The organism is Arthrobacter bambusae, assembly GCF_022606295.1.
Lineage (GTDB): Bacteria > Actinomycetota > Actinomycetes > Actinomycetales > Micrococcaceae > Arthrobacter > Arthrobacter bambusae_A.
Genome location: NZ_JAHHZS010000033.1, coordinates 1 through 25031 on the forward strand (window position 1 = coordinate 1; position 25031 = coordinate 25031).

A 25031-nucleotide genomic window follows, 5' to 3' on the forward strand; every position below is an offset into this window, starting at 1 on the left:
CCACATCGAGTACTGGTCCCGCGGCGGAGTCACGAGCACCGCGGACGGGACCTTGCTCTGCGGCCATCACCACCATCTGATCCACAAGGAAGACTGGCACATCCAGGTCCGCAACGGCATCCCCTGGTTCATCCCGCCACCCCACACCGACCCGCAGCGGAAACCCCGAAGAAACCACTACTTCCAAATATGAGCTCACGCACCCAGCAGTCCCGTCGTGCGGTATGGAATCACCTCGCGCAGGAACATGCTGGTGGACGTGCGCACGATTCCGGGGCACAGCCTGATCTCTTCGGAGACCCGGTATAGATCGTCGGGGCTCGTGGCGACCACGCGGATGATGAGGTCGGTGTCCCCTGCTGGCGCATGGCATTCAAGCACCTCGGGGATGTCGCGGAGGGCAGCGATCGCCTCGTTCAGCCGGCTCTGATCCAACTCTGCACTCACCGCCGCCGCAACGCCGCGGCCCAGCGCCGAGGGCAGCACCCGGCTGCTGTTCGGACGTAAAGCGCCCGACGCCGACATGCGCTCCAGGCGCGACTGGACGGTCCCGCGCGCCAAGCCCAAGCGCTGGGCGAGGACCATGATCGGCACCCGGGGGTCGTCGTCGAGCGCGGCAAGGATCCGCTTGTCCGTTGAATCCAGTTCCTGCATCGCTGCCGCTTTCTGCCTGGTTGCCGGGAGTTCGGTTGGTCAGAATGTCCAGCCGAAGCTATTCTCCCGCACCCGCCGAACCAACTCCGGCAAAGTGATCATCTCCTGTCCATCTATTGTCAAGAAAATGGTCAGATTGACCAGTGGTGATTGAGTCCGTTGCGCCAGCTGTAGCGTTGCTGTTGAAATAGTGGCAACGAAGGGAAAGGCTACCGCCGGACCCCCACAGGCTACGGATCCTCCGGTACACCAACCGGCCACCCGAAACACCGTCCCGCAAAGACGCAGCCGCTGATTGACTCTTGTTCACACATCGTCTTTCCGCACCCCGTCGGCCGAGCGCCGGCACCACCATAAGAGCCCCTGAGCCACCGAACGCGTTGCGGTAGCTGAGGGGCTCTTGTGCTGACCGGGTTGAACGGGGGTCCTCTCTTGGGCAACTAACGGTACGCAATTCTCCCAGTCTCCCGCACCCTCGCCGGAATCCTGCAGGCATGCCCGGCGACGCATAGTCTTGTGCCATGACTTCCACTGGCCGCTTCGCTCCGAGCCCCTCCGGCGAGCTCCACGTGGGCAATCTGCGCACCGCCATGCTCGCGTGGCTCTTCGCGCGTTCCACGGGCCGGAGCTTCCTGCTGCGCGTCGAAGACCTCGACCGCGCACGGGCAGGTGCCGAGGAAGTCCAGCTCCGGGATCTTGAAGCAATCGGCGTGACGTGGGACGGTGCCGTCGTTCGCCAGACGGACCGGGCCGGGCTTTACAACGACGCGATCGAGCAGCTCGCTGACGCCGGACTAACGTATGAGTGCTTCTGCACGCGGCGCGAAATCCAGGATGCGCCGTCCGCCCCGCACGCACCGCAAGGCGCCTACCCTGGCACGTGTAGGAACCTTTCGACGGCGGAGCTCGAGATCCGGCGGGCCTCCCGCCCGGCCGCCATCCGGCTCCGCTCCGAAACGCATGAATGGACTGTGGAAGACAAGCTGCACGGATCCTACACAGGCGTCGTGGACGACTTTGTGCTCCGGCGGAATGACGGCGTCACTGCCTACAATCTGGCCGTGGTGGTGGATGACGCGGAGCAAGGCGTGGACCAAGTGGTCCGCGGGGATGACCTCCTGTCCTCCACACCCCGCCAGGCCTATTTGGCCTCCTTGTTGGGCGTACCCGTTCCGGAATATGCCCATGTCCCCCTGGTACTGAATCGCGACGGCGCCCGGCTGGCCAAGCGCGACGGTGCGGTGACGCTCGGCGAGCTCGCCGCCGTCGGGCTGCCTGCCGGGGAGGTGCGGGACATGATCCTGGAATCGCTCGGCTTGCCGGGAGGGCCCCTTGGTGAGGCCTTGGGTAGATTTGATCCGGCCCGATTGCCAGGCGGGCCATGGATATGGAATGGCATTCAGCAATCAACCCTCCGGAAAGGGGCCTAAGTGCTCGCCTATGTGCTGACCCGCTACGGCGGTGCCGACGCAATGGAGCTGCAGGACGTCCCCAGGCCGATTGCCGGTCCGGGAGAGGTCCTGGTCAGGGTATTTGCCGCCGGGCTCAACCCCGTGGACTACAAACAGCGCGAAGGTGCAGTCCGGGTGATCACCAGGCCCAGGCTGCCTTTGGTGGCCGGAAGCGAACTGGCCGGGATCGTGGAAGCCGTGGGACCGGGCGTCACCCGCTTTTCCACGGGAGACCGGGTGTTTGCGCGCGTGGACAAGACCCTGCTGGGAGCCTTTGCCGAGCACGCTGCAGTCCACGAGGATCTTGTGGCGCTCATGCCCCGGTCGCTCAGCTACACGGAGGCCGCGAGCCTTCCCTTGGCCGGCCTCACCGCGTTGCAGGCATTGCGCGACGAGCTCAAGGTCAAGCCCGGGACCAAGCTGTTCATCTCCGGAGGCGCGGGCGGAGTCGGAACCCTTGCCATCCAGCTGGCCAAATACTTTGGTGCCGAGGTGACCACCACTGCGTCCCCGCGTGGAGAAGCGTTGGTACGGCGGCTCGGGGCGGACGCCGTCGTCGACTACACGAAGGAAAACCTGGGCGAAGTGCTCAGTGGCTTCGACGCTGCGCTGGACCTCGTGGGTGGCGAGACGCTGGACCAGACGTTCAAGATCCTCAAGCCGGGCGCGAAAGTGGTCAGCATCGCCGGGATGCCCGAACCGCAGACGGCATTGAAGGACCTTGCGGCCCCGGCCTGGATGACCGTGTTGTTCTGGGCGGTCAGCCTCGGAATCCGGAGGCGTGCCCGTGAGGCCAACGTCCGGTACCGCTACCTTTTCATGCACCCCAGCGGCGAGGACCTGAAGTTCTTGGCACGCCTTGTTTCCGAGGGGAAACTGCAACCAGTGGTGGACAGCAGCTATCCGCTCGAAAAGATCGCCGATGCTTTCGCCACCCTGGAGCAGGGACGCGCCAAGGGCAAGATCGTGGTGACCATGGACACTCGCGGCTAGGCCCACTCTGCCGGGTTCCCTGGCCGAACGTAGCGAGGTTAGGGGGCAGAAGGGATTAGGCTGTCCGGGTGGATGCACAGACGATTGCCCCTGGATTCGAACCGGTAGCCGAACTCTTTGGCCGTTTCCTCAACGAGGACCCGGAATATTCAGCCCAGCTCGCGGCCTACCACCGCGGCGTCAAGGTGTTGGACATCAGCGGCGGCCCGCACCGCCGACCGGATTCCGTCACCGGTGTCTTCTCATGCTCGAAGGGAGTAGCCGGGCTGGTCATCGCGCTGCTGGTCCAGGACGGCTTCCTGGACCTCGACGCCGAGGTGGTCAAGTACTGGCCGGAATTCGGCGCCGAAGGAAAGGCCGCGATTACCGTGGCCCAGCTGCTCTCCCACCAGGCCGGACTTCTGGGAGTCGAAGGCGGACTCGCCCTCGCGGAATACAACAACTCGGAGCTGGCCGCCGCCAAACTCGCTCAAATGCGGCCGCTGTGGAAGCCCGGGACAGCCTTCGGGTACCACGCCCTGACCATCGGTGTCTTCATGGAGGAGCTCTGCCGCAGGATCACAGGGTCCACCCTCCAGGAAATCTACGAACAGCGGATCCGCTCAGTCACCGGCGCCCATTTCTTCCTGGGACTTCCGGAGTCCGAGGAGCGCCGCTACGCCACCCTTCGTTGGGCCACAGACCCCTCCCAGCCGTGGATTGATCCCGCCAGCCACCTTGGCCTTTCGGTAAACTCATCGGTCGGGGAGATCCTCGACCTGCCCAACATCCGCGAGGTCCGCGCAGCCGGCCTGAGTTCCGCCGCCGGGGTCGCCAGCGCCGAAGGCATGGCCCGCGTTTACGCTGCGGCACTCACGGGACTGGCCGCCGACGGCGACCGACCCGCCGTCGCGCCCCTCCTCAGCGAGGGGACCATCCAGGCCGTCTCGGCCGAGCAGGTCTTCGGCGTCGACCGCGTTTTCGGCGAGACCAGCTGCTTTGGCACCGTGTTCATGAAATCGCATGCCCGCTCGCCGTACGGCAGCTACCGGGCGTTCGGGCACGACGGCGCCAGCGCCTCTTTGGGGTTCGCCGACCCTGTGTACGAACTCGCCTTCGGATACGTGCCGCAGCAGGCCGAGCCAGGGGGAGCCGGATGCCGCAACCTCGAACTGAGCGCCGCCGTGCGGAAAGCGGTCACCGAACTGGCTCAGTAGGATGAAGCATGACCGAACCGAGATTCACCGTTGAAACAGCCATGGTCCTTGCCGAAGTGGCGCACAATCGCCAGAAGGACAAGCTGAAGCGGCCCTATCGCGAGCACGTGCTCGCAGTAGGGGATGCGCTCGCCGATTTCGATGACGACATCCGGATCGCAGGCTACCTGCACGACATCGCCAAGGACACGCCCATTACCAAGCAGGCGTTGCTCGACATGGGTGTTTCAGAGCGTGCCGTGGCCATCATCGAACGCGTAACGCGCCGTTTCCAGGACGACTCTGACAACGACGAAGCCGTCATGCTGCACATCGCGCAGGACCATGACGCCACCCTCGTCAAGATCGCATGCAACGCCCACAACTCCGTGCCGGAGCGGGTGCGGGCGCTCGCCGAGAAATGGCCGGACAAGGCGCCCACCACGCGCTACGCAGACGCCCGGCAAGTGCTCTACAAGGCGGTCCCACGGGGCGAAATCCACTTGGTCCTGCAGCGCATCAACCCGGATCTGCTCTCCGAGATGGACCGGCTGGCGGACTAGCAGTTCGGCCCGGCAGGTCCCGCCGGCCTACGGTTTGGCCGGGTCATCCAGACCCGGGTTGGTGGCGGCAGCAGCCTTCCGGGTAATGGATGCCGTGACTTCCGCCAGGACCCGCTGGTGGATCTCGGCGGTGAGCTCGTGGATCGCACGGGTCAGGTCGGTGTTCTCCTCGAGCAGGTGCTCCTGGGCGTTGTAGTCATGGTCCGCCTTCACCTGCTGGAAGGCCGCTTGGCGGTTCTGTCCGATCATGACGAAGGTCGAGAGGAAGATCGCTTCGAGCGAGACGATCAGCGTCAACGTCGGCCACGGACTCTGCTCGAACACGAGCATCCACACAGCGAAGAGCAATATATGCAGGTAGACGAAGTTCATCGATCCGGCGAAGGCCGTGATTGCATCCGCTACTCGAAGCTGAATGCTTGCCGCCCGGCGCTCGGCCTCTGCCAGGACCGATGGGTGAAGCTTTTCCCGCTCGCTTTGAGAGAGCAATCGTGTGGGTCTCAGATAGGAGCGCGGATGCGGAAGAGCGCCTTTGGTGGGTGTCGATTGCTGTCCGGCCTGCTGTGCCATACGTTCAATCCCTTGGGTCGCGGCGAGCCCATCTCGCCTCTGAGAGCGAGCCTAGCGTTGCCATGCGCGCGAACCTAGGATCCAACGCTCGTGCAAGATGAGCCGAGTCGGGGCAGGGCAGGGTAGTGCCGGGGCAAGGGGTGCCCTGTCCCGGCGCCCGCGTGGTGGAAGGCGGTTCGTGCTTATACGCGGGATGATCTTCCACGAAGGAAGTGGAAGATCAGGACGATCACGGCAATAACCAAGAGCAGGTGAATGAACCCGCCGCCGATGTTGCCGATAAAGCCGAGAAGCCAGAGGACCGCGATAATGATGGCTATCCAAAGCAACATAAGAGTCTCCCTTTTGTGTACAAATGGAACTGCTGATTCTGCGCCCCACAGCTCTGCGACCTGCGCAGATACCGCGTGGTGCCCTCACCTTATGTCAGGATCGGGTCCCTGTTAACGGGTAAGCAATAAGCGATAGCAGGGTTCCGGTTTGGGAGCCCGAAGCAGGGAAAACTACCCGCTCATCAACCTTCGCCGATGCTTGAGCTCCTTGACCCAGTCCCTCGTCTGCACCGGCCCGAATGGCAAGGTGCCGGCATCGAGCTCTGCGATGAGCGGCCCCGAAGCCTTGAGTGCGAGTTCCAGAACCCCCTCCGCCGCGCGCTCGGTCAGCCCGAGCTTCCCGGCCCAGGCAAGGAAGTGCTTCCGGGAGATTCCGCTCTTCTTGCCGCCGATTCCCAGCGCGAGGGTCTTGTCCCCGTAGACCACTGTGGAGGGGATGTCGTAAACCGGCGCGATGGTGTACTCGCCCTGCGGCGACTGCACCCCTGCCTGCGACTGCACCATCGACACGTTCTTCGCGTGGAGGTCGCCGTTGCCGCTGAGCCAGGCGAACGCGAGCTGGATAGCCAGGTTCCGCAAGGCCGGAAGGGGCGCGGAACAGTGGGCCGCCAACGCCGCGCAAACCTCGCCGAACGGAACGCTGTACTTGTCCGCGGGATAGAGTCCCAGCACTTGGGCCCCGTCCTCGACGGCGAGACGTACCGCGGCGCCGTCGGCTCCGGTGAGGCGATCGAAACGCTCCACGAGAAGCCCGGCCCGCCCACCGACGTCGTGCACCAATTGCACGCTGCTCACCGGGATCCGCAGCTTGCGCGCATAACGGAACATGAGGAACTCGTTTTCCACGACAAACGGGAACTCCGGCGCATTGAGTTTGAGGATGAAGCGCTTGCCCGCTTGCGCCACCGGGAGTGAGATCATCCCGGCCGACAACTTGTCCTGCACACCCGCCAGAGCCACGGGATCGATCAGTCCCGAATCGCCCAGCAGCGCATCGAAGTCGAGCGGCAGCTTCGAATCGAGGACGACGGCGGAGCCTCCCTCCGTGGGCGGCTCACCGTGGGGGACGGTCTGGACATCTCCCACCGCATCGCCGCCCGCGCCCATGAGGAGCGCGAGCTCGTCGTCGGCGCTGGCCTTGACCGCGCGGCGCAGGGAATTCAGGCGGCGGCCTTCCGGGAGGAGGCCCGTGAAGTAGGGCGGAACCGCGCCGCTCGGTGTGAACACTGCTTCTTTCGTCAGCGGGAGCGTCGTGGCGACAGCCGGCCCGCCCGAGTCGAGGTACCGCGGCAAGTAGCTGAACTTGGTGCCGCCTTCATGCCGCTCGATGCGCGCGGCCAGGACGCCCTGCTTGTAGACGTCGGCGATGCGGTGGAAGGTCATGACAGCTTGGATTGCTTGCCCGCGGCTTGCACCGTGAGCTCAAGGCCTAGCGTGCCGAGGACCGCGAGGAGTGGTTCCAATTGGACGGTGGTCTTCCCCTGCTCCACAAAGCGGATGAATCGTTCCGAGACTCCTGCGAGGTCCGCGAGGTCGGACTGGCTCAGGCTGAGGGAACCGCGGCGGGCACGGACCGTGGTGCCCAGGGACTCGGTGAATTCCTTGGGGGACATGTCCATCCTTCAGGGTCTTTTGCGGGCATGCGCGTTGTGCGTCTCCGGCACGTTCGTGCCGGTTTCACCATTTTCCGCCTACCTGGGAGGTGAATCAAGGGTTCGCCGCCGGGAATCGGCACGTTCGTGCCGGTCTCTTTCCAAGCGGCCGGGTGTGCCCTCAGCTTTTCGAGCGCCGCTTCCCGACGTGCGGCGCGTGGCGGTGCGATTCAGCTCCAGGGGATCGCGCCCGCCCATGCGCGACAATGCATGGCGCAATGGATACATGGACATGGTTCAGGGTACCGCCGGGAGGCCCCCTGGGTCCCGGGTCCTGGTGAGGGCTCCCGGGTTCCTTTTGGCCCACAACAGCAGCCCGATGTAGGTCAGGTCGAAAATGCTGCACAGGCCGCCAACGCCCAGGATGAACAGTGAATTCTCAAGCACCCCGAAGGTGATGGTGGGCGCCAGGGTCCCGATCCATTTCGCCACTGCGATCACCATGGATTGGCCCCGCACGCCGCGCCGGGCCGCGAACATGGCGATGAAAAGCCCGGACATCAGGAGGTTCTGCAGGAAAGCCGCGTACCGGGAGGCCGGATCCCAATCGAACTCGGCGATGAAAAGCCACTGCACGGTGAACGACGCCAGGCCCAGCAGAACCGCCCATCCGATGAACAGAGGCCGTGTGACAAATCCGGGAAGCTCCCGCCGGCCAAACGCGAAGAATGTGTACACAATCGCGATGTCGGCCAATGCCCAGGCAATGTTGATGACGCCCTGCACGGAGAGTCTCGTGCTGAGTGAATGCACGGAGTAGATGACCTCCCACGCGAAGTTCAGGCCCAGTGCCGCTGCCGGGATGGCGTACGTCCTGTCGCGGAACCCGATCCGGATCGCGCAAATGTAGACCGTCGTCCAGGCGACGCCGCTCAGGATGGTCAGAAACAGGTTCACGGTTCCTCCTTCTTCCAACGCGGGGTCACTTAGCGCCCATCCGGGGCCCCGACATGGGCCGTAAGTGACCCCGCGTTGTTTTAAACCCGGCCCAGTGCGTCGATGTCCTCGAGGAAGTCTTGGTGGACTTCGTCGCTGACGGTGGTGCGGGTGTCGGCGATGGCGTCGAGGTAGTCCTGGGTGACCGGCCCCTTGCGGGCGTTCGACGCCGGTGCGGCGCCTTCGGTAGGTGACGCGCCGGGAGCGCCGGCTGTGTAGACGGCCTTTTCCAACGCGCGCTGGGAGGCGCTGCGTGCCGCGTACTCAATGTCCGCGGGGGAGAAACCCTCCGTCCGTGACACCAGCAGCGCCACGTCCACGGAGTCCACCACGCTGGCGGGGATGAAGCGCTGCCACATGGCCTCGCGGGCGTGGACGTCGGGCAGGCCGATGGGGATGACGTAGTCGAAGCGGCCGTGGCGCAGGAAGGCGGTGTCCAGGGCGCGAATGAAGTTCGTCGCGCACACCAGCAGCCGGCCGGGCTGTTCGCGGAAGGCGGGGATGATCTTGAGGAGTTCGTTGGTGACGCCCTGCAGCGGGGACGGCGGCTCGCCGGAGCGCTGGGACGCGATCTCCTCGACCTCGTCGATGAAGACGACCGCGTGCTCCAGTTCGGCGATTTCCAGGAACGTCTCGCGCAGCGCACCGGCCAGTCCCTTGGGATCGGAGGCCAGACGGGAGGGGAAGACCTCCACGAAGGGCCACTCGAGCCGGGACGCGATGGCCTTCGCGAACGTCGTCTTGCCCGTTCCCGGCGGGCCGAAGAGCACGACGGCGCGCGGCGGCACCACACCGTATTGATCGGCGAGGTCGGCTTCGGCCAGGGGCAGGACCAGGCGGCGTTCAAGGAGTTCCTTTTCGCGGCGCATGCCGGCGACGTTTTCCCACAGGTCCCGGGCCAGGATGCGGCCGCCGAGTTGGCTCAACGGTTCGAGTTCCTGGCGCTGGACCGGGATGGTCCGTTCAAAATAGTGCAGGTTTTGCTTGAGCAGGAAGCCGCGGCCCAGGAACGCCTCGACACGGGTTTCGGACTCGGGCATGAGCGCCGAGAGCTTGTTGAGCCCGTGCGGGGTCATCCGGTTCTCGACGGCGGCCAGCAGCGAGGTGCCGATCCCGCGGCCGCGGAACTCGGGCAGCGTGGCCAGGAAAACGATCCAGCCCTGGTCGTGGGCCGCACGTCCGACGGCGGCACCCACCACCTGCTCGCCCTGCACCGCCACCACGGCGTGGTCCTTCTCGCACGACGCGAGGACCTCGGAGAGTGCATAGACAGGGTCCACGTTGTCCGCTTTGAGCGACTCCCACAGGTGCAGGATGCCGTCCATGTCAGACGAGTGGAAGTCCCTGATGCGCCAATTGCTCATGCCCTGCTCCTTGGTGGATCGCCATCGATTGCCTGGTGTTGAGCATAGGCGAACCGGTGGTGGAGAGGGGTTGCGCGGGCGTTGCGTTACGTGGCTGGATGGAACTCTTTGCGCTGGCGGCCGAGTCCTTCTATTTCAATCTCTACAACGTCCCCCGTCTGGATATACGGGAAGCGGCCGGACAAAGCGACACCTTCGGGCGTACCCGTAATAATGACGTCTCCGGGCTCCAGCACCATGTGCTGGCTCAAGTGGTGGACAAGCGTGGCGGGATCGAAAATCAGGTCCGCGGTGGAGGAGTCTTGGCGAGCCTCGCCATTCACCCAGGTGCGTAGCCGTAGTGCGCTTGCATCTATCTCGTCGGCGGGAACCAGCCACGGCCCTAGTGGAGTGGATTGCGGGAGGGTCTTGCCTTTGGTCCATTGCCCGGCAGCGCCGGGGAGCTGCAGATCACGCTCGGACAGGTCGTTGGCCAGAACGTAGCCTGCGATGCACGCTGCAGCCTCGTCTAGGTCTGCCAAATAGGTGGCTTCCCGTCCGACGACAATTCCGAGTTCCACTTCCCAGTCGTATTTTTCCGACGAAGGCGGAATGGGGGCGGCGTCGAATGGTCCCGCGACGGTGTTGGAAGGTTTGAGGAAGACGACGGGCACTTCCGGCGTTGTGGCTCCAGACTCCGCCGCGTGCGCGGCATAGTTCAGCCCGATCCCGACGACGGTGCCTGGCCGGGCAATCGGGGCGCCGACTCGGAGGCCTTCGGTGTGAACGGCGGGCAATCTTCCGGCGTCGAGCGCATCCTGCGTGGCGGCGATACCGCCGCCGGCGAGGAACGCGCCGTCGATGTCGGCAGTCAGCGGGCGCAGGTCGAAGAACTTTTCCAGGCCTTCGGAATCTGTGGCGATGACCACCGGCTGCTCGTGGCCGGCCGGTCCTAAACGGGCAAATTTCACGTGCATTCTCTCCTTTGAGCTGCGGGGTGTCCTTCATCCATAGTGCCACCGGCCTTCAAATCGGCCTGGTCACATTTCGCGGGAATCAGGTGACGAAGCGCCGCACAGCTTCAGGCACCCAACCAACTCGCATTTGTTGTCGTTATCAGGCCCCAAAACGACAACAAATGCGAGTCAGTTGGGCAATAACGCCAAGGGGACTAGATCTTGTCCTCTGAGCCGGCAACCGGCAGGTTGGCGATCACGGGGGAGCTGCCGGTGAAGCCGTCCCGGGCTGCGGCAATCTCGTGGATTTGCTTGCGGCACAGGTACCAACCAACCACAATGAGCGCACAGGCGATGGCCGTGACCAGCATGGTGAGCGGAGAGTCGATGAACACCATCACCAGCACACCCACGAGGAACAGCAACGAAAGATAGCCGGTGTAAGGGGCGCCGAACATCCGGAAGGACGGACGCTTCAGCCAGCCTTTGTCCGCCCAGCGCTTGAGCTGAATCTGGCACAGGACGATCGTGGCCCACGTGACGATGATGCCCACGGAGGCGACGTTGAGGACGATCTCGAACGCGTCGGACGGTACGAGGTAGTTCAGCGGGACACCGAGCAGGGAGACGCCGGCCGTGATCGCGATCCCGCCGTAGGGGACGCCGGCTTTGTTCATGCGCTGGGCGAACTTTGGAGCGGAACCCGCAACGGACATGGAGCGCAGGATGCGGCCCGTCGAGTACAGGCCGGCATTCAGGGAAGACAGGGCAGCGGTGAGGACCACAAGGTTCATGATCACGTCCACGCCCTGCACGCCGATGTGGCCGAAGAAGGTCACGAACGGGCTGACACCCTTGACGTACGAGGTGTACGGCAGCAGCAGCGCCAAGAGGATAACGGAACCGACGTAGAAGACGGCGATGCGGAAGACCACGGAGTTGATGGCCTTGGGCATGATCTTCTCGGGGTTCTCCGTCTCACCAGCTGCGGTACCCACGAGTTCAATCGAGGCGTAGGCGAACAGCACACCCTGCATGAGGATGATCATGGGCAGGATCCCGTTGGGGAAGATCCCGCCATGGTCTGTGAGGAGGCTGAAGCCGACTTCCTGGCCCGGTACCGGCGTGCCGAAGATGACGAAGAAGGTGCCGACCAACAGGAAAGCAACCAGCGCGGCCACCTTGATGAGCGCGAAGTAGAACTCCATTTCGCCGAAGACCTTGACCGAGACCAGATTCAGGCAAAGCACCACCAGAAGCGCGATCAGTGCCCAGGCCCACTGCGGAACGACGCCGATCCAAGGGACATATTTGCCGAAGAAGTTCATGTAGAGGGCCGCCGCGGTGGTGTCCACGATGGTGGTGGTTGCCCAGTTGATCCAGTAGAACCAGCCGGAGACAAACGCGGCCTTCTCGCCGTAGAACTCGCGGGCGTAGGAGACGAAGGAGCCCGACGACGGTCGGTGCAGCACGAGTTCGCCGAGCGCGCGCAGGATCAGGAAGGCAAAGAAGCCGCAGACTGCGTAAGCGATGACGAGGGAAGGGCCCGCCGCATTGAGGCGGCCTCCGGCACCCAGGAACAGGCCGGTGCCGATGGCACCGCCGATGGCGATCATCTGGATCTGACGCGGCTTCAGGCTCTTGTGATAGCCCGAGTCCTCGGCGTGGAGGAGCTTTTCAGTGGAGTGCGCCTGTGATGGGACCGTGTGGTCCGTGATGGGTGCGTTGGTCATGGGAATCCTTAGGGGGTGTCCTGTTGGGGGTCCGGATCTCGCCGTCCGGCCGGTCTGTCCGTGCGTTCAGGCCCGACGGCGGCACGTGGCTGCCGCCGTCGTCGAACGTTCTGCCCTGCTCAGCCTAGTTGCTGAGGTTGGCCAGGCGTTCGGGGCGGAGGAGCTCATCGAGCTGCTCCGAGGTCAGCAAGCCGTGTTCGAGAACGAGCTCGGCGACGCCCTTGCCGCTTGCCAGCGCTTCTTGGGCGATGGCGGTGGCGGAGGCGTAGCCGATGTGCGGATTGAGTGCCGTGACGAGTCCGATCGACTGCTCTACCGTGAGGCGCAGGCGTTCGGTATTCGCGGTGATGCCCCGGATGCAGCGCGACGTGAGTGTGCGGCACGCGGCTTCCAGGTGGGAGATGCTCTTGTGGAGGCTGTGGACGATAATCGGCTCGAAGGCGTTCAGCTGGAGCTGTCCCGCCTCGGCTGCCATGGTGACCGTGACATCGTTGCCGATGACTTCATAGGCCACTTGGCTGACCACTTCCGGGATCACCGGATTGATCTTGCCTGGCATGATGGACGATCCCGACTGCACAGCCGGGAGGTTGATCTCGCCCAGTCCCGCACGCGGTCCGGAGGACAGCAAGCGGAGGTCGTTGCAAATCTTGGAAAGCTTGACGGCGACGCGCTTGAGCACGCCGGAGAGGTGAACGAATGCTCCCACGTCCTGGGTGGCCTCGATGAGGTCGACCGATGTGACGAGCGGCAGGCCCGTGATCTCGGCCAGGTGCCGGCAGGCTGCGGCGGCGTACCCGACGGGGGCATTCAGGCCGGTTCCGATGGCGGTGGCGCCGAGGTTGATCTCGTGGATGAGCAGCTGGGACTCGGCCAGTCGAGCGCGGTCCTCGCCCACGGTCACGGCGTAGCCGCCGAATTCCTGGCCGAGGGTCATAGGGACGGCGTCCTGCAACTGCGTGCGGCCCATCTTGACCACGGCGCGGAATTCCTGGCCTTTCTCCGCGAAGGCGACCTGGAGTTCCTGAAGAGCCGCAAGAAGTCCCTGGACCGAGAAAATGGTGGCCAGGTTAACGGCGGTCGGGTAGACGTCGTTGGTGGACTGGCTCAAGTTGACGTGGTCGTTCGGGTGCAGCCTGGCGTAATCGCCCTTGGGGTGGCCGAGGATTTCAAGGGCGCGGTTGGCAATGACCTCGTTGGCGTTCATGTTGGAGCTGGTGCCGGCACCGCCTTGGATCACGTCCACCATGAACTGCTCGTGGAGCTTGCCGTCCAGGATGTCCTGGCACGCCTGCTCGATGGCGTCCGCCCGCTCGTCATCCAGGAGGCCGAGCTCGCGGTTGGTGCGGGCCGCGGCGAGCTTGACAGCGGCGAGGCCCTTGACGAGGTTGGCGTTGCTGGCCAAAGGGTGGCCGGTGATGGGGAAGTTCTCGATGGCGCGCAGCGTGTGCACGCCCCAATAGGCATCGGCAGGGACGTCGCGGTCACCGAGCAGATCGTGTTCCGAGCGGAACCCTGGAATTGTCGTGGAGTGCACGGCAGATGTCATTGCTGTCCTTTGGTCTTTGCGCTTGTTTGGCTGCGTCAGTTGGATGCGAGGAAGTTTGCGGCACGGAGTACGCCGACAGGGTGGCCGCCGCCCAACACTGGTGGGCTGGCAAGGGCGGCGAGCTGGCCGCCGTCGAGCCCTAGTTCCTCAAGGACCCGGACGGTGACGGGCATTCGTGCGCGGTCGCCGCCGTCGGAAATCTTGATTGCGACCCCGGTGCCGTTCCGCAGGCCGATGAGCTGGAGTCCTTCGAAGCCGTCCTTGGCGAGCAACCCGGGAACCGTACGCATGATCGCTGTGACGTCGCGACCCTCGCCGGCCACCATCTCGGGGAAGGTGCGCATGGCATGGGCTACCTGGCCTTCTGCCTCCGCGCTGTCCGCAGCCGCCATACGGCCGTAGGCCCTGGCCATCCCGCGCAGGCTGTGGGCAAAGAGCGGGGTGCCGCAACCGTCTGTGCTGATGGCCGCTGCGTCTTCGCCGGTGAGTTCGGTGATGGTGTCCTTGACGAGCACCTGGAGGGGATGCCCGGGATGAAGGTAGCCCTGGACAGGCCAACCGTTGATGACGCACGTTGCGGCCATGGAAGCGTGCTTCCCGGAACAGTTCTGTGCGAGCTGGGTGGGCTTGCCGCCCGCGCGGAGCCATTCCTCGCGCTCGGCGGTGCCGTAAGGGAGGTCGGTGCTGTTTTCCAGGGCACTTTTGTCCAGGCCGTGCATTTCGAGGATGCGTGCGGCACCGTCGAGGTGCATCGCGGCGCCGGAGTGGCTTGCCGCGGTGAGGGCGAGGAGGTTCCCGGGAAGCTTGAGTCCAGCGCGGACCATGGCGACCGCTTGCAGCGGCTTGAGGGAGGACCGCGGGTAGAACGCGGCGTCGGGCTCGCCCGCTTCGAGGAGCGTTTCGCCGTCCGGCCCGACGGCGATCAGGGAGCCGTAGTGGATGCTCTCCACCAGGCCGTCTCGGGTCTGCTCCGCCAAGGGAACGTGGCGTGGGGTGGTTGCCGCAGGGGTGGGTGCGGGCATGGCGGTGTGCGTTGCATGCGGGGTGGGCATGACTTCCTTCAGTTGGTGGATCATTTGCTGAGGATGGTGTCCAACGCAACGCTGACGGCGCTGAGATGGTCGGCCATGGCGGCTTCGGCGGCGGGAGCGTCGCCGGATTCGATGGCCTCGACGATGCGGAGGTGTTCATCGTCTGAAGCATGCTGGCGGTCGGCCACCATGTTCAAGGTTTCGGATTGATGGGCCAGGGCTTCGCGGATGTCTGCGACAACGCTTTCGAAAACCTTGTTGCCGCTTGCGCGGGCGATGGCAGAATGGAAACTGGCGTCGAGGCTGACCCAGGTCTCAGGGTCGGTCTCGGCGGCCATTGAACCGACGATTTCCTTGAGGTGTTCGAGTTTTTCCTGGCTGCGGCGTTTCGCCGCCAGGCCGGCTGCCGGGACTTCGATATGCGGGCGTGCCTCGTTGAGGTCGCGTGCCGAGTATTGACCGAGCGTGAGGTCATTGGCTACCCGGTCCGCGACGACGAACGTACCCTTGCCGGTCTTGGTGACCGTCAGTCCGAGCGCAGTGCAGGAGCGGAGTGCCTCACGGATCACCGAGCGGCTTACCCCATAGTGCGCTGCCAGAGTGGCTTCGGAGCTGAGTTTGGCCCCCACTTCCACGGTTCCGTCTTCAATGTCGTGGCGGATGGCGCTGAACACGGCTTCCGCAGCACTGAAGCGGGCGAGGGGCCGGGGGCTTGATAGCCTGGCCGCTTGGGCCGGCCGGGGGACGGCGCCGCTTGTGGCGGTGCGCTGGCCAGCCGCAGCTTTCTGGCTGACGGCTGGCTGTCCAGTGGCGGCCTGTCCGGCTGTCCGGCTGTCTGACAGGTTCACCCTACGAATATGGCACGGGTCACAGGGCGGTGTCAATGTTGGGAGCATAATTACTCCCATGGCCAACCATCGGCGCGGGGGAGGGGATTCAACGACGCAGGTAACACCGCCCATCACGGTGGAGGTGCCGGTGGTCGGTATCGGGGCGGGGCCTTCGGACTATGAAGAGTTGGCGCGCTACGTGTTTGCCCTGCGCAGGCCGCGGGGATTGCACATGACGCTGTTGCACTTGGGTGCCCTGGATGACTTCTGCCGGGACGTGGCCGGTTGGACCAAAGGCAACACCAGCACGGAGTCAGCCTTGCTCAAGACTGTTGCTTGGCTTGAGGCTCTGCCGGTGCTGGACGGCTTCTCCGGGACCGCCGGCAGGCTCATTGTCCTCGGCAGCGGCGGAGTGTGCGGGCTGGAAATAGAGGTGCCCGCCTCGGTGCGTGACTTTCAGGTCTCCCTCGTGCACGCCCTTCACGGGCTACTGGATGAACTGCTTGTCGACAATATCGACGACTTCATCCTCAGCTCCCCTGCCCTTGGGTTCCGTTCGCCTCGCTGGGTACCCCATGTGGCAGTGGGCAAGCCATTGCACAGGGGCCGCGGGCCTTGGGAGATTGGCCGGGTGGGAGTTGAGTTCGGCGAATCCCGGATCAGGAACCGCCAAACCTTCCCTCAATGGCCATAGTGGTACCTGCCAGCGGCGATAAGAACTTCGACGCCATCGCCAGTTTCGACGGACGTGTATCCGGAATTCCTATCCGTTGCTTCTGAGCCGGATCGTCCGGGCATGGTGGATGGCGGCCAAGGCAACCGCGCTGGCCGTGAGCCTGAGGGCGTGGACCCTGTACCAGCGCTTCAACAGGGGCCTGCGGCGCGTCTCTTCGAGCGGATAGGGGCTGAAGAAAAGCTTGGGGTTGACGGACCGAAGCAGGTACGCCGTAGCTGCGGCTCCCGTTGCGGAGCTGGCCGCACCCACCATCAGCCAAGCCTTGTTGTCGGAATGCTTCCAGCCGGCGACGAGGGCAGCGACGGCGGCAGGGGCACTGAGGGGCGCGATCGGCGCGTAGTAGCGCCCGGGGCTTCCAGAGCCAAACGGGGTTCGAGGGAGATCGCTGCTCGGTGCCGAGGCCGCGACCCGGTCCGGGATTTTGACGACGGCCTCATAGAGGTTGCCGAAGAACCAGTGTGCGTGCGTGAATTCCGCGACACCCAAGAGCCAATCAGCGAGCACATCCCGGCGGTCTGAAGAAGTCTGTCCCATGCCCACAATCTACCGCCGATGCTCGGTGCCGGACATGTGGTTCGCCTTCCACGTCAGCCGCCCGGCCTATATGGTCAGCACCATGGTCCGAGCACAGAAAGGCCAAACGACGTGAGCGATGGAGGGGAGCAGCCCTTGGTCAAGATCCGCATGATTTTGCCCGCGAATGTCCGACATCGTTCCGGGGGAAACATCTACAACGCGAGGCTGGCTGAAGCCCTCCGCGCCCAGGGCGCAGAGGTCTCGATCTGCACGCTCGACGGCGGCTGGCCTTCGGGAACTGCCGGAGACCGAAGCCGCTTTGCCGCCGCCCTTGCCGGAGAGGGACAGGCTATCTACATTGTCGACGGACTGATTGCCTCGGGAGCTCCCACGGAAATCGAGACCGCAATCACTGCCGGGCGTCGTGTCTGGGTGTTGCTCCACGTGCCCCCGTCCGCGGATGACCCACTTGGGACGAGGGCGCTACGCGCCGCGACAGGTCTTCTCTGCACTGGCTCGCGTACCGCCGAAGCGGCCAGAAGCCTTGGGTTGGGCGACGTGCACCTGGCGACCCCGGGGGTAGATCGCCCAACACGCCCAGGTCCGCGAGGCGCTGCGGCGGCAGCGCACTTCATCATGGTGGGCGCACTGCTCCCCAATAAGGACCAGATTTTCTTCGTCGACGCTCTGGCCCGGATCAAGGACCTGGCGTGGACAGCGGCGCTTGTTGGCTCCACCAAAGCAGACCCCTCGTACGCCGCGGCAGTGCAGGAGCGCATCCTTCGGAATGGACTGGAAAAACGGGTGAAAACAACAGGCGAGCTCTCCGGCCCGGCCCTGGAAGACCAGTGGAACTGGGCTGACCTTAGTCTGTTGATCTCACACTCGGAGTCCTTCGGCATGGTGGTCCAAGAGTCCCTGGCCCACGGCATACCGGTAGTGGTCCGAAAAGGAACCGGCGCCGTCGAAGCGCTCGGTGCCCACGGTGCCGGTGAAGCGATCGATCTCAGCGCAGGAATCGGATCGTTGGAGAAGTTCCTGCGGAGATGGCTCAGCGACGCTGCCCTACGCGAGGGCTGGCAGTCAGCAGCCGAGGCAGCGAGCAGTGTGTTGCCGCGATGGGAAGACACGGCACGGGAAGTCCTCCGCGCCGTCGTGGCGTCCTAAAGGCTTCCCCGCCCTACAGGTGCTGAATGCCCGCCCTCTGCATCGCGTCCCTGTAGGTTTCGATGTTCTTGGCCAGGAGTTCCTGCTGCTTCGCCTCGGACAGGGCAAAAGCCCGGCCACCGAGTGCGCTGGCCTTGTAGACCTTGATCCCGTGCTGCCGGAGCGGCGAGTGGTAGGTCTTCTCGAAGAGTGCCAGGAAAGCGGCGGCCTCCGCGCCGTGCGCGACGACAGCGGAAACCCTCTTGTTGATCTTGAGGAACTGGCGGAACGGGCGGAGACCGTCGGTCTTCTCTTGTGCGCTCAGTGCCGGGGGCAGTTCGGGGTCGCGGACCCATGGGTAGCAGTTCCACGGCATGACATAACGGACGTCCAAGTCGGCTGAGTCATAGATCAGCTGCGCACGTCGGGCGGCGTCGTCGTCATTGAGGTGCGATACGAAACCCGAGGTGGGGGCCCGCCCCGGGCTGGTCTGGAGGGTGACGATCCGGCACTCATCTTCGTCATGCACCGGATCGATGTAAGGCACGGAAGAACCAGGCCTTTTGGCCATCAGTTCGTCGCACAGCTGCGTTACGGCAGCAATGTTGGGCTCCTGTAGCAAGGCCCTTTTTTCGTCCCAGTCAATGGTCACGTTCTCTCCTTCGGCAGCGCGGCGTCCAGAATCGGCGTCCCTTGCCACTTTACGCCGTCGCTTTGCGCGTCGCTCACGCTCCTGCTGAGCCGAGGGACAAAACTGCCCGACGCCGGTCGGCGCGGCGAGCTTCCCGCCCGGCCATTAGTGCGGGTTACTACTGTCCCTTGAGCTTTTGCATGTCGCGCCGGTCCTTCTTCGTGGGCCGTCCTGCGCCGCGGTCGCGTTGAGGCAGCCCGAGTGCCGGCGCGGCGGGGCGCTCGGGGGTGTGGTCGGTGAAGCAATGGGACGCTGCTTCGGCGCCAACCCTTTTCGCAATGAGCCCGCGGACCTCAAGGATGCGCTCGAAGCCGGGCTGCCGTACACGGATGGTGTCGCCGATAATCACAGACTGGGACGCTTTGACCGGGTTCCCGTTGATTCGCACGTGCCCCGCCCTGCACGCGGTTGTGGCTGCGGAGCGTGTCTTGTAAGCACGGATGGCCCAAAGCCAGGCGTCAATGCGCACATTGCCGCTTTTTGATGTTTGGGCGGAGGTCGGAAGGCTAGTCATGATTGCGAACGAGTATAGTCGGCGCACAGCCTGGACTATTGTCCGCGCGGCCGATTACCGGCGTCGAAGTTCCGCGTATTCAAGGTGCGGGACGACCGTACCCGCGTCGCGTTCCAGGAAGTTGGTACCGGGCGCGACGATATCGTCAATGGCATCCAGGACCGCTTCGTTCAGGACGATATCCGCGGCCTTGAGGTAATCGACCAGATGGTCCTCCGTGCGCGGACCGATGACCACGCTGCTGACGGCCGGATGATTCAATGCGAAACCGACAGCAAGCTGGATGAGGGTCAGTCCATGCCGTTCGGCGACGCGCCCCAAGGCATCGGCTGCGAGGAGTTTGTTCCTGTTGAACGGCGCCGAGACGTTGAAGCGCCCGGGAACGGCGGACGCGCGGGAGCTTTCGGGCTGGGGAACTCCCACGCGGTAGTTCCCGGAGAGCCAGCCGCCGTCGAGCGGTCCATAGCTGAGCACGCCAAGGTTGTACTGCTGCGTGATCGCGAAGACGTCGCGCTCATTCGCGCGGACCAGCAAGGAATAGGGCACCTGGTCCACCACGGGCGGTATGAGGTGGTTCGTTGTGGCGATCCACTGGGCCTCCACAAGCTGCGACGGCGTGAACACCGACGTTCCGTAGTAGAGGATCTTGCCCTGCCGGATGAGGTCGTTGAGGGCCGTGATGGTTTCCAGGACGTCGGTGTTGTAGTCCGGACGGTGCGCCTGGTAAAGGTCGATCCGGTCTGTCTGCAAACGGTTCAGGCTGCCCTCTACTGCTTTCATGATCCAGCGCCGGGAATTCCCCGCATGCGCGGGATTCGGCCCCATTTGCCCGTGGAACTTCGTGGAAAGGAAAACGTCATCACGCCTGCCATGAAGGGCCCGGCCAACAATAGCCTCTGCCCCGCCTTGGGAATAGATGTCGGCGGTGTCGACGCTGGTGATGCCGCCGTCGAGCGCCGCATGGATGATGCGGATGCTTTCTTCGGCGCCCGTGGGCGCCGAACCCGTCCCGAGGTTGAGGGTTCCCAGGGTAAGGGGGCTGATCAGGGCGCCTGTGCGTCCCAGGGTTCGAAGCTCGTTGAGGCTCATCTCCGGCTTCCTCCGTGAAAAATCAAGGCTGTGCAATGGATTGACACGACGCTACACATGTCGTGGCCGGCGCACTCGGAAAACGTACAAATTCTTCGCTTTTCGTATTGCGGGGTAATGAAAACAGCGCATGACGAATTAAGAATTGACTTCAATCGACACGTGAATACACAAATATTGCCGTTATCGGCATCGAGTGAATTAGTAGAAAGGCAGGCACGAAACTACAGAGGAAGGAACCCGCCATGACCCAGGCGACGGTGGATGGAGCCGCTTCGATCAAGCAGGCATTCGCGCAATTTCCCTCAGGCGTGGCGGCCTTCAGTGCCCTGGTCGGCTTTGCGCCCGAGGTCTTGGTGGCATCGAGCTTCACCGTGGGAGTCTCGCTCGAACCACCCCTGGTCATGTTTGCGGTGCAGAACTCCTCCACGACGTGGCCCAAGCTCCGGCGCGCCCCTCGACTGGGTGTTTCCATCCTTGCCCAGGGCCAGGAAGCCGTGTGCCTGCAGCTCTCTTCGCGGACCCAGGACCGGTTCTCGGGCCTCACGACGTCAACGAGCGACGCCGGTGCGGTGTCGATCGACGGCGCGGCGCTGGTGCTTGAATGCGAAGTGGTCTCGGAAACCCCTGCGGGCGACCACGCGATCGTCGTCCTCGAAGTGAAGTCCGTGGAGATCAATCATGACGCCGAGCCCCTCATCTACCACGGGGCAGGGTTCAGGCAATTGGCCGCCTGAGCTTGGGTCCGGCCCCAACTAGCTCGCATTTGTTGTCGTTTTCGCGCGTCAAAACGACACCTAGTGCGAGTCAGTTGGGCGCTGCGGACGCTAGGCCCTGGGGCGCGCCCCAGCAGAGGCCGTCACGCGGCCGGACGAGACAGGCTTGCCGCCATGGGGGTCTTCCCGGTGTTCGCGCACCGGCGCGGACGTCTCGGACGACTCCGCGGCGTTCCTTCCGGCGGGTTCGCCGGAAGCTGGCGGTTCGTTGTCAGAAGCTCCCGCTTCCTGCGCCCGTTCAGCTTCGCGGGCCGCGGCCCTGGCGTCAGCCTCGGCGACGGCGGCGGCCCATTCGCTGTTCATGGCCAGAGGATCCTGCTTCACCGCAACCACAAAGGGATGTTCTTTGGCCTGGGTTGTGGCTGCGGCCGTGATTCCGGCCTTGACCTGGGCGGGCTTAGGCCACGTCCGGGGGTTGACGAGCGACTTCCAGGGGACGTTCCGGACAGAAGACCACAGCAACCTGACGGTCGCAATGATTCCAGGACGCGATTTCCGGGGGACTAAAAGCCCCGCGTCCAGTAAGTCTTCCGCCGTCGCCGATTCCTCGGAATCCGCCAGCGGGGAGGGGGTGCGCCGGGGCCTCGGGGGCAGGTGTACCACCGGTTCGGCATGGCGTTTCGGGAAGATCCCCACCATGGCGAGCAGGATGATCCAAACCAGCTTCGCGACGCCGGCCAGCACCAAGGTGACCACGATCAGCAGGCCCAAACCAAGGGACATCAGCAAAGCCACCCCGAGAGTTCCGAAAAAAGTCAGATTGAGGCCAAGTGTTGTTGGATCCTCCACGTAGCCTCCTCAAGCCAGAGTTGTGGGGTGGACGCCGCGACCGAAGGTCTGCGGGCATGTCTTCTAGCCTAAGGGCGAAATCGTAAGGAATCATCCGCCAAACTCCGGCTCGCCGAGGTTGTTTCGAAGCTGTTATCTGCTGTGACAAAATTTGTTACCTAGCTCTCATGTTCTCTTCCAGATAGGGCTTCAATGCCAGTCGATCCGGCCCGCCTCCGCCTAGGCGCTTGCCCTTGTTTGTCGGGGGAGCAGTACACCGAATGCTGTGGACGCTTCCACCGCGGAGACGCCGATGCGCCAACGGCGGAACAGCTCATGCGTTCGCGCTACTCGGCCTTTGTGGTCCTCGATGGCGATTACCTTCTGCGCACTTGGCACCCTGACACGAGGCCCGTCGCCCTGGACCTGGACCCGGATATTGAATGGCGCCGGCTGGACATCTTGGCGACGCGCCGGGGCGGTCCCCTGGACGCCGACGGGACCGTCGAGTTCGCGGCGCACTACAGGTCCGACGGCGAACGCGGAGTCCAGCGCGAAAACAGCCGCTTTAAGCGGATCGGGCGCCGTTGGTACTATCTCGACGGCGACGTCGGCTAGCGGTACTTCCGGTGCAGGCTCTCCTTCGGCGACGCGCCCGGGGTGGCGTCGGCGATCCATGGGCCCGTTCCTTCTGATTGGTCAAGGATTCCGGCCTCAAGCCAGGCGTAGTCGCCCGCGAGCACGTTCGAGGACAACTCGTGATCGACGTCGTCGGTGTTCCGCCACAACTGATCGAAGTATCCATCCACGCGAATCCGGGCCTGCTCGCAGTAGGCCTCTGCAAGTTCGTACGCCGCCGCGCCTCGCTCCGGTGCGGTCTGAAGCAGCATCTCGGCCCTTGAGCAGCACGCTGCCATGGCAAACAACTCAGCTCCGATATCCACGATCCTGCCGAGGAACGCTTGTTTGTATTCGAGCCTCGCCTGCCAGCGGCCCATCCCGTAGAACGTCTGCCTGGCGAGCCTCCGCGAAGCCCGCTCCACATACCTCAGTTGCTTCGCGAGACGCCCGAACTCACCGTAGGACCGGGGATCCAGGCCCGCCCCGGCCACCAGCTTGGGGAGCCATTTGGCATAGAAACCCGAGGCGCCGACGGCGGCACGCGCCTTTTCCTGAAGCGTCGCGTCCGCGGAAGCGAGCTCGCCCGCGGCCGAAAGGTGGGCGTCGACGGCTTCGCGGGCAATGAGGAGCCGCATGATCTCGGACGAGCCTTCGAAGATCCGGTTGATGCGCATGTCCCTCAGCAATTGCTCGGCGGCCACGGCACGCTCCCCGCGGGCCTCCAAGGAGTCCGCCGTCTCAAAGCCGCGGCCACCACGGATCTGCACCAACTCATCGGCCACCGTGTAGCTCAGCTCAGTGGACCAAAGCTTGGCCAGCGCGGCCTCGATCCGCACATCCTTCTGGCCGGCATCGGCCATCTCGGCGGAAAGTTCAAAAACGGCTTCCAGGGCAAAGGTGGTGGCGGCGATGAACGCGATCTTCTTGCCGACGGCTTCGTGCTTTCCGACCGGACGGCCCCATTGCGTGCGGGCGTTGGACCATTCGCGGGCGATCTTCAACGACCACTTGCCCGCCGCCACGCAGAGGCCGGGGATGGAGAGACGGCCAGTGTTGAGGGTAGTGAGCGCGATCTTGAGTCCCTGGCCTTCGCGGCCGAGACGGTTGGCTGCCGGCACGCGGACTTGGTGGAAGCGGGTCACGCCGTTCTCGATGCCGCGCAGGCCCATGAAGGCGTTGCGGTTCTCCACCGTGATGCCGGGGGAGTCCATTTCCACGACGAACGCCGTGATGCCGCCCTTGAGCACCGTTCCATCGGGAGCAGTGCGGGAAGGAACAACCGCCATGACCACTACCAGTTCGGCGATCACGCCGTTGGTGGTCCAAAGTTTGACGCCGTCCAAAACGTAAGACTCGCCGTCGTCGCTTGGCACTGCGGTGCAGCCCATCCGGGCGGGGTCGCTGCCGACGTCGGGCTCTGTCAGCAGGAAGGCCGTGACGGCGCCGGCGGCGCACCGCGGCAAGTATTCCTGCTTTTGTTCGGGCGTGCCGAAGACTTTGACCGGCTCCGGGACGCCGATGGACTGGTGGGCCGACAGCAGGGCGCCAAGGCTGGGATGGACTGATCCCAACAGCGCCAACGCCCGGCCGTAATAGACAAGCGACAGGCCCAGGCCACCGTACTCGCGCGGAATTTTCATGCCGAAAACGCCTAACGCGGTGAGGCCTGCAAGGTAATCGTCCGGGATCCTGGCATCGCGTTCGATCACGCGGCCGGACATCGTGCCGCAGAACTCCGTCAGCTTCGCCATGAACTCTTCGCCGCGCTCGACGTCCTCGGCTTTTGCCTGGGGCCATGGATGGATTAGTCCCAGGTCGAAGTCGCCCAGATACAGCCCCTTGGCGAAACTCGGACGGTTCCATTCGGTGTCGCGGGCGGCCTCGGCGACTGCGCGGGCTTCTGCGGCCGTGACGCCGTTGCTCTTGTTGTCGGTGGCGGAGGTCATGGGAGGACTCCTCTTGCCGGTTGTGCCGGTTTCGAGCCCAGGATCCGCCTCGGGTGGTGGACCCTTCAGCTGTCCCTCAATGCTACTCGCGGGTAGGTACCTGTGCTAGGGGCGGTTTGGGTTGGGAAATCGACCGGAAGTTCAACCTTTCCGGCCTGGTGGACAAGCTGGTCCCACGCAAAATTGATGCCGTGGACCAGCCCGCCGAGCACGTTCTTCACGGTGTACCAGGCGAGGCTTCCGGCTCCGACCAACGCGAGCGTGGCCATGGCGGCTACCGCGATGAAGGCTGCCAGAACCAGGCCAAGGATTAGTGTTCCCACGAAGACGTAAGTGCTGGTGTCTAAGGTCGTCAAGTCGAACTGCATTGGGTCCCCTCCGCAACGCTGCCAAAGTCGACGTCGGTGTGTCGGCGTCGTTGGTGTAGACACTAGGGTCGGCATCGGCGGTTCAGCCAGCA

27 protein-coding genes and 1 pseudogene are annotated in these 25031 nt (G+C 64.3%); 9 read left to right on the forward strand and 19 right to left on the reverse strand.

What is annotated here, in order from left to right:
* A pseudogene (locus tag KNN17_RS18155) lies at window positions 1-193 on the forward strand (HNH endonuclease signature motif containing protein); the annotation flags it as partial.
* 2 nt (window positions 194-195) lie between these two features.
* Here the strand turns inward: KNN17_RS18155 and KNN17_RS18160 are convergent.
* Window positions 196-654, reverse strand: a complete 459-nt coding sequence (locus KNN17_RS18160) for an Lrp/AsnC family transcriptional regulator (RefSeq protein WP_078107285.1) — start codon at window positions 652-654, stop codon at window positions 196-198.
* 521 nt (window positions 655-1175) lie between these two features.
* Here KNN17_RS18160 and gluQRS point away from each other — a divergent pair.
* From gluQRS to KNN17_RS18180, 4 genes are all read left to right on the forward strand, one after another.
* Window positions 1176-2084 carry a tRNA glutamyl-Q(34) synthetase GluQRS gene (gluQRS, locus tag KNN17_RS18165; RefSeq protein ID WP_241710311.1) on the forward strand — a complete coding sequence of 303 codons (909 nt, stop codon included), beginning with the start codon at window positions 1176-1178 and terminating at the stop codon, window positions 2082-2084.
* Complete coding sequence (locus KNN17_RS18170) at window positions 2085-3098, forward strand: NADP-dependent oxidoreductase (RefSeq protein ID WP_241710312.1); 1014 nt, start codon at window positions 2085-2087, stop codon at window positions 3096-3098.
* Window positions 3099-3166: 68 nt separating this feature from the next.
* On the forward strand, window positions 3167-4294 hold the full coding sequence (locus KNN17_RS18175) for a serine hydrolase domain-containing protein (RefSeq protein WP_241710313.1): 1128 nt from the start codon (window positions 3167-3169) through the stop codon (window positions 4292-4294).
* An 8-nt stretch (window positions 4295-4302) separates the two neighbouring features.
* Window positions 4303-4836 (forward strand): phosphohydrolase, encoded by a 534-nt coding sequence (locus KNN17_RS18180; protein ID WP_241710314.1) that lies wholly within the window; start codon window positions 4303-4305, stop codon window positions 4834-4836.
* Window positions 4837-4863: 27 nt separating this feature from the next.
* On the opposite strand, the gene KNN17_RS18185 is transcribed toward KNN17_RS18180, so the two are convergent.
* The 11 genes from KNN17_RS18185 to KNN17_RS18235 form a co-directional block, all read right to left on the reverse strand.
* Entirely contained in the window at window positions 4864-5406 is a 543-nt protein-coding gene (locus KNN17_RS18185) for a DUF1003 domain-containing protein (protein ID WP_241710315.1), read from the reverse strand.
* Between the two features lie 182 nt (window positions 5407-5588).
* Window positions 5589-5738 (reverse strand): lmo0937 family membrane protein, encoded by a 150-nt coding sequence (locus KNN17_RS18190; RefSeq protein ID WP_139359636.1) that lies wholly within the window; start codon window positions 5736-5738, stop codon window positions 5589-5591.
* Window positions 5739-5909: 171 nt separating this feature from the next.
* Entirely contained in the window at window positions 5910-7121 is a 1212-nt protein-coding gene (locus KNN17_RS18195; RefSeq protein ID WP_241710316.1) for a type II toxin-antitoxin system HipA family toxin, read from the reverse strand.
* Window positions 7118-7351 (reverse strand): helix-turn-helix transcriptional regulator, encoded by a 234-nt coding sequence (locus KNN17_RS18200; RefSeq protein WP_241710317.1) that lies wholly within the window; start codon window positions 7349-7351, stop codon window positions 7118-7120. The genes KNN17_RS18195 and KNN17_RS18200 overlap by 4 nt, the downstream gene beginning before the upstream one ends.
* Before the next feature lie 276 nt (window positions 7352-7627).
* On the reverse strand, window positions 7628-8287 hold the full coding sequence (locus tag KNN17_RS18205) for a transmembrane-type terpene cyclase (protein WP_241710318.1): 660 nt from the start codon (window positions 8285-8287) through the stop codon (window positions 7628-7630).
* Window positions 8288-8367: 80 nt separating this feature from the next.
* A complete protein-coding gene (locus KNN17_RS18210) occupies window positions 8368-9690 on the reverse strand; it encodes an ATP-binding protein (protein ID WP_078107294.1) in 1323 nt (440 codons plus the stop codon).
* A gap of 86 nt (window positions 9691-9776) precedes the next feature.
* Window positions 9777-10646, reverse strand: a complete 870-nt coding sequence (locus KNN17_RS18215) for a fumarylacetoacetate hydrolase family protein (RefSeq protein WP_241710319.1) — start codon at window positions 10644-10646, stop codon at window positions 9777-9779.
* A 194-nt stretch (window positions 10647-10840) separates the two neighbouring features.
* Window positions 10841-12358 (reverse strand): amino acid permease, encoded by a 1518-nt coding sequence (locus tag KNN17_RS18220; RefSeq protein ID WP_241710320.1) that lies wholly within the window; start codon window positions 12356-12358, stop codon window positions 10841-10843.
* Between the two features lie 124 nt (window positions 12359-12482).
* On the reverse strand, window positions 12483-13907 hold the full coding sequence (gene aspA, locus KNN17_RS18225) for an aspartate ammonia-lyase (protein WP_241710321.1): 1425 nt from the start codon (window positions 13905-13907) through the stop codon (window positions 12483-12485).
* A gap of 35 nt (window positions 13908-13942) precedes the next feature.
* Window positions 13943-14959, reverse strand: a complete 1017-nt coding sequence (locus KNN17_RS18230; RefSeq protein ID WP_241710344.1) for an asparaginase — start codon at window positions 14957-14959, stop codon at window positions 13943-13945.
* A 20-nt stretch (window positions 14960-14979) separates the two neighbouring features.
* The gene (locus KNN17_RS18235; protein ID WP_241710322.1) at window positions 14980-15786 is read right to left on the reverse strand and encodes a FadR/GntR family transcriptional regulator; all 807 of its coding nucleotides are present in this window, start codon (window positions 15784-15786) and stop codon (window positions 14980-14982) included.
* 58 nt (window positions 15787-15844) lie between these two features.
* Here KNN17_RS18235 and KNN17_RS18240 point away from each other — a divergent pair, with 58 nt between their 5' ends.
* Window positions 15845-16462, forward strand: a complete 618-nt coding sequence (locus KNN17_RS18240) for a hypothetical protein (protein ID WP_241710323.1) — start codon at window positions 15845-15847, stop codon at window positions 16460-16462.
* Between the two features lie 69 nt (window positions 16463-16531).
* Here the strand turns inward: KNN17_RS18240 and KNN17_RS18245 are convergent, their stop codons facing one another.
* A complete protein-coding gene (locus KNN17_RS18245) occupies window positions 16532-17038 on the reverse strand; it encodes a hypothetical protein (RefSeq protein WP_241710324.1) in 507 nt (168 codons plus the stop codon).
* Window positions 17039-17149: 111 nt separating this feature from the next.
* On the opposite strand from KNN17_RS18245, the gene KNN17_RS18250 reads away from it, so the two are divergent.
* Window positions 17150-18187, forward strand: coding sequence for a glycosyltransferase family 4 protein (locus KNN17_RS18250; RefSeq protein WP_241710325.1), 1038 nt, complete (start codon window positions 17150-17152; stop codon window positions 18185-18187).
* A 13-nt stretch (window positions 18188-18200) separates the two neighbouring features.
* Here the strand turns inward: KNN17_RS18250 and KNN17_RS18255 are convergent, their stop codons facing one another.
* From KNN17_RS18255 to KNN17_RS18265, 3 genes are all read right to left on the reverse strand, one after another.
* Window positions 18201-18818, reverse strand: coding sequence for a uracil-DNA glycosylase (locus KNN17_RS18255; RefSeq protein ID WP_078107301.1), 618 nt, complete (start codon window positions 18816-18818; stop codon window positions 18201-18203).
* Window positions 18819-18975: 157 nt separating this feature from the next.
* Window positions 18976-19371 carry an RNA-binding S4 domain-containing protein gene (locus tag KNN17_RS18260; RefSeq protein ID WP_078107302.1) on the reverse strand — a complete coding sequence of 132 codons (396 nt, stop codon included), beginning with the start codon at window positions 19369-19371 and terminating at the stop codon, window positions 18976-18978.
* Window positions 19372-19425: 54 nt separating this feature from the next.
* On the reverse strand, window positions 19426-20460 hold the full coding sequence (locus KNN17_RS18265) for an aldo/keto reductase (RefSeq protein WP_241710326.1): 1035 nt from the start codon (window positions 20458-20460) through the stop codon (window positions 19426-19428).
* A gap of 245 nt (window positions 20461-20705) precedes the next feature.
* On the opposite strand from KNN17_RS18265, the gene KNN17_RS18270 reads away from it, so the two are divergent.
* Window positions 20706-21197: a flavin reductase family protein gene (locus KNN17_RS18270; protein ID WP_078107304.1), complete on the forward strand. Its 492-nt coding sequence runs from the start codon at window positions 20706-20708 to the stop codon at window positions 21195-21197.
* A gap of 90 nt (window positions 21198-21287) precedes the next feature.
* Here the strand turns inward: KNN17_RS18270 and KNN17_RS18275 are convergent, their stop codons facing one another.
* On the reverse strand, window positions 21288-22025 hold the full coding sequence (locus KNN17_RS18275) for a hypothetical protein (RefSeq protein ID WP_241710327.1): 738 nt from the start codon (window positions 22023-22025) through the stop codon (window positions 21288-21290).
* Window positions 22026-22217: 192 nt separating this feature from the next.
* Here KNN17_RS18275 and KNN17_RS18280 point away from each other — a divergent pair, with 192 nt between their 5' ends.
* Window positions 22218-22622, forward strand: a complete 405-nt coding sequence (locus KNN17_RS18280; protein WP_241710328.1) for a YchJ family protein — start codon at window positions 22218-22220, stop codon at window positions 22620-22622.
* Here KNN17_RS18280 and KNN17_RS18285 read toward each other — a convergent pair.
* Together KNN17_RS18285 and KNN17_RS18290 are read right to left on the reverse strand one after the other, a co-directional pair.
* A complete protein-coding gene (locus tag KNN17_RS18285) occupies window positions 22619-24571 on the reverse strand; it encodes an acyl-CoA dehydrogenase family protein (protein ID WP_241710329.1) in 1953 nt (650 codons plus the stop codon). The two genes, KNN17_RS18280 and KNN17_RS18285, sit on opposite strands and share 4 nt — an antisense overlap.
* Before the next feature lie 65 nt (window positions 24572-24636).
* Window positions 24637-24939, reverse strand: coding sequence for a hypothetical protein (locus KNN17_RS18290; protein ID WP_078107308.1), 303 nt, complete (start codon window positions 24937-24939; stop codon window positions 24637-24639).
* Between the last annotated feature and the right edge of the window lie 92 nt (window positions 24940-25031).

What these genes read in the sequence shown, in the direction of transcription:
- KNN17_RS18160 (WP_078107285.1), bottom strand. Translation starts at nt 654, where the DNA reads ATGCAGGAACTGGATTCAACGGACAAGCGGATCCTTGCCGCGCTCGAC.
- gluQRS (WP_241710311.1), top strand. Translation starts at nt 1,176, where the DNA reads ATGACTTCCACTGGCCGCTTCGCTCCGAGCCCCTCCGGCGAGCTCCAC.
- KNN17_RS18180 (WP_241710314.1), top strand. Translation starts at nt 4,303, where the DNA reads ATGACCGAACCGAGATTCACCGTTGAAACAGCCATGGTCCTTGCCGAA.
- KNN17_RS18185 (WP_241710315.1), bottom strand. Translation starts at nt 5,406, where the DNA reads ATGGCACAGCAGGCCGGACAGCAATCGACACCCACCAAAGGCGCTCTT.
- KNN17_RS18190 (WP_139359636.1), bottom strand. Translation starts at nt 5,738, where the DNA reads ATGTTGCTTTGGATAGCCATCATTATCGCGGTCCTCTGGCTTCTCGGC.
- KNN17_RS18195 (WP_241710316.1), bottom strand. Translation starts at nt 7,121, where the DNA reads ATGACCTTCCACCGCATCGCCGACGTCTACAAGCAGGGCGTCCTGGCC.
- KNN17_RS18200 (WP_241710317.1), bottom strand. Translation starts at nt 7,351, where the DNA reads ATGTCCCCCAAGGAATTCACCGAGTCCCTGGGCACCACGGTCCGTGCC.
- KNN17_RS18210 (WP_078107294.1), bottom strand. Translation starts at nt 9,690, where the DNA reads ATGAGCAATTGGCGCATCAGGGACTTCCACTCGTCTGACATGGACGGC.
- KNN17_RS18215 (WP_241710319.1), bottom strand. Translation starts at nt 10,646, where the DNA reads ATGCACGTGAAATTTGCCCGTTTAGGACCGGCCGGCCACGAGCAGCCG.
- KNN17_RS18220 (WP_241710320.1), bottom strand. Translation starts at nt 12,358, where the DNA reads ATGACCAACGCACCCATCACGGACCACACGGTCCCATCACAGGCGCAC.
- aspA (WP_241710321.1), bottom strand. Translation starts at nt 13,907, where the DNA reads ATGACATCTGCCGTGCACTCCACGACAATTCCAGGGTTCCGCTCGGAA.
- KNN17_RS18230 (WP_241710344.1), bottom strand. Translation starts at nt 14,959, where the DNA reads ATGCCCACCCCGCATGCAACGCACACCGCCATGCCCGCACCCACCCCT.
- KNN17_RS18240 (WP_241710323.1), top strand. Translation starts at nt 15,845, where the DNA reads ATGGCCAACCATCGGCGCGGGGGAGGGGATTCAACGACGCAGGTAACA.
- KNN17_RS18245 (WP_241710324.1), bottom strand. Translation starts at nt 17,038, where the DNA reads ATGGGACAGACTTCTTCAGACCGCCGGGATGTGCTCGCTGATTGGCTC.
- KNN17_RS18260 (WP_078107302.1), bottom strand. Translation starts at nt 19,371, where the DNA reads ATGACTAGCCTTCCGACCTCCGCCCAAACATCAAAAAGCGGCAATGTG.
- KNN17_RS18265 (WP_241710326.1), bottom strand. Translation starts at nt 20,460, where the DNA reads ATGAGCCTCAACGAGCTTCGAACCCTGGGACGCACAGGCGCCCTGATC.
- KNN17_RS18270 (WP_078107304.1), top strand. Translation starts at nt 20,706, where the DNA reads ATGACCCAGGCGACGGTGGATGGAGCCGCTTCGATCAAGCAGGCATTC.
- KNN17_RS18280 (WP_241710328.1), top strand. Translation starts at nt 22,218, where the DNA reads ATGCCAGTCGATCCGGCCCGCCTCCGCCTAGGCGCTTGCCCTTGTTTG.
- KNN17_RS18285 (WP_241710329.1), bottom strand. Translation starts at nt 24,571, where the DNA reads ATGACCTCCGCCACCGACAACAAGAGCAACGGCGTCACGGCCGCAGAA.
- KNN17_RS18290 (WP_078107308.1), bottom strand. Translation starts at nt 24,939, where the DNA reads ATGCAGTTCGACTTGACGACCTTAGACACCAGCACTTACGTCTTCGTG.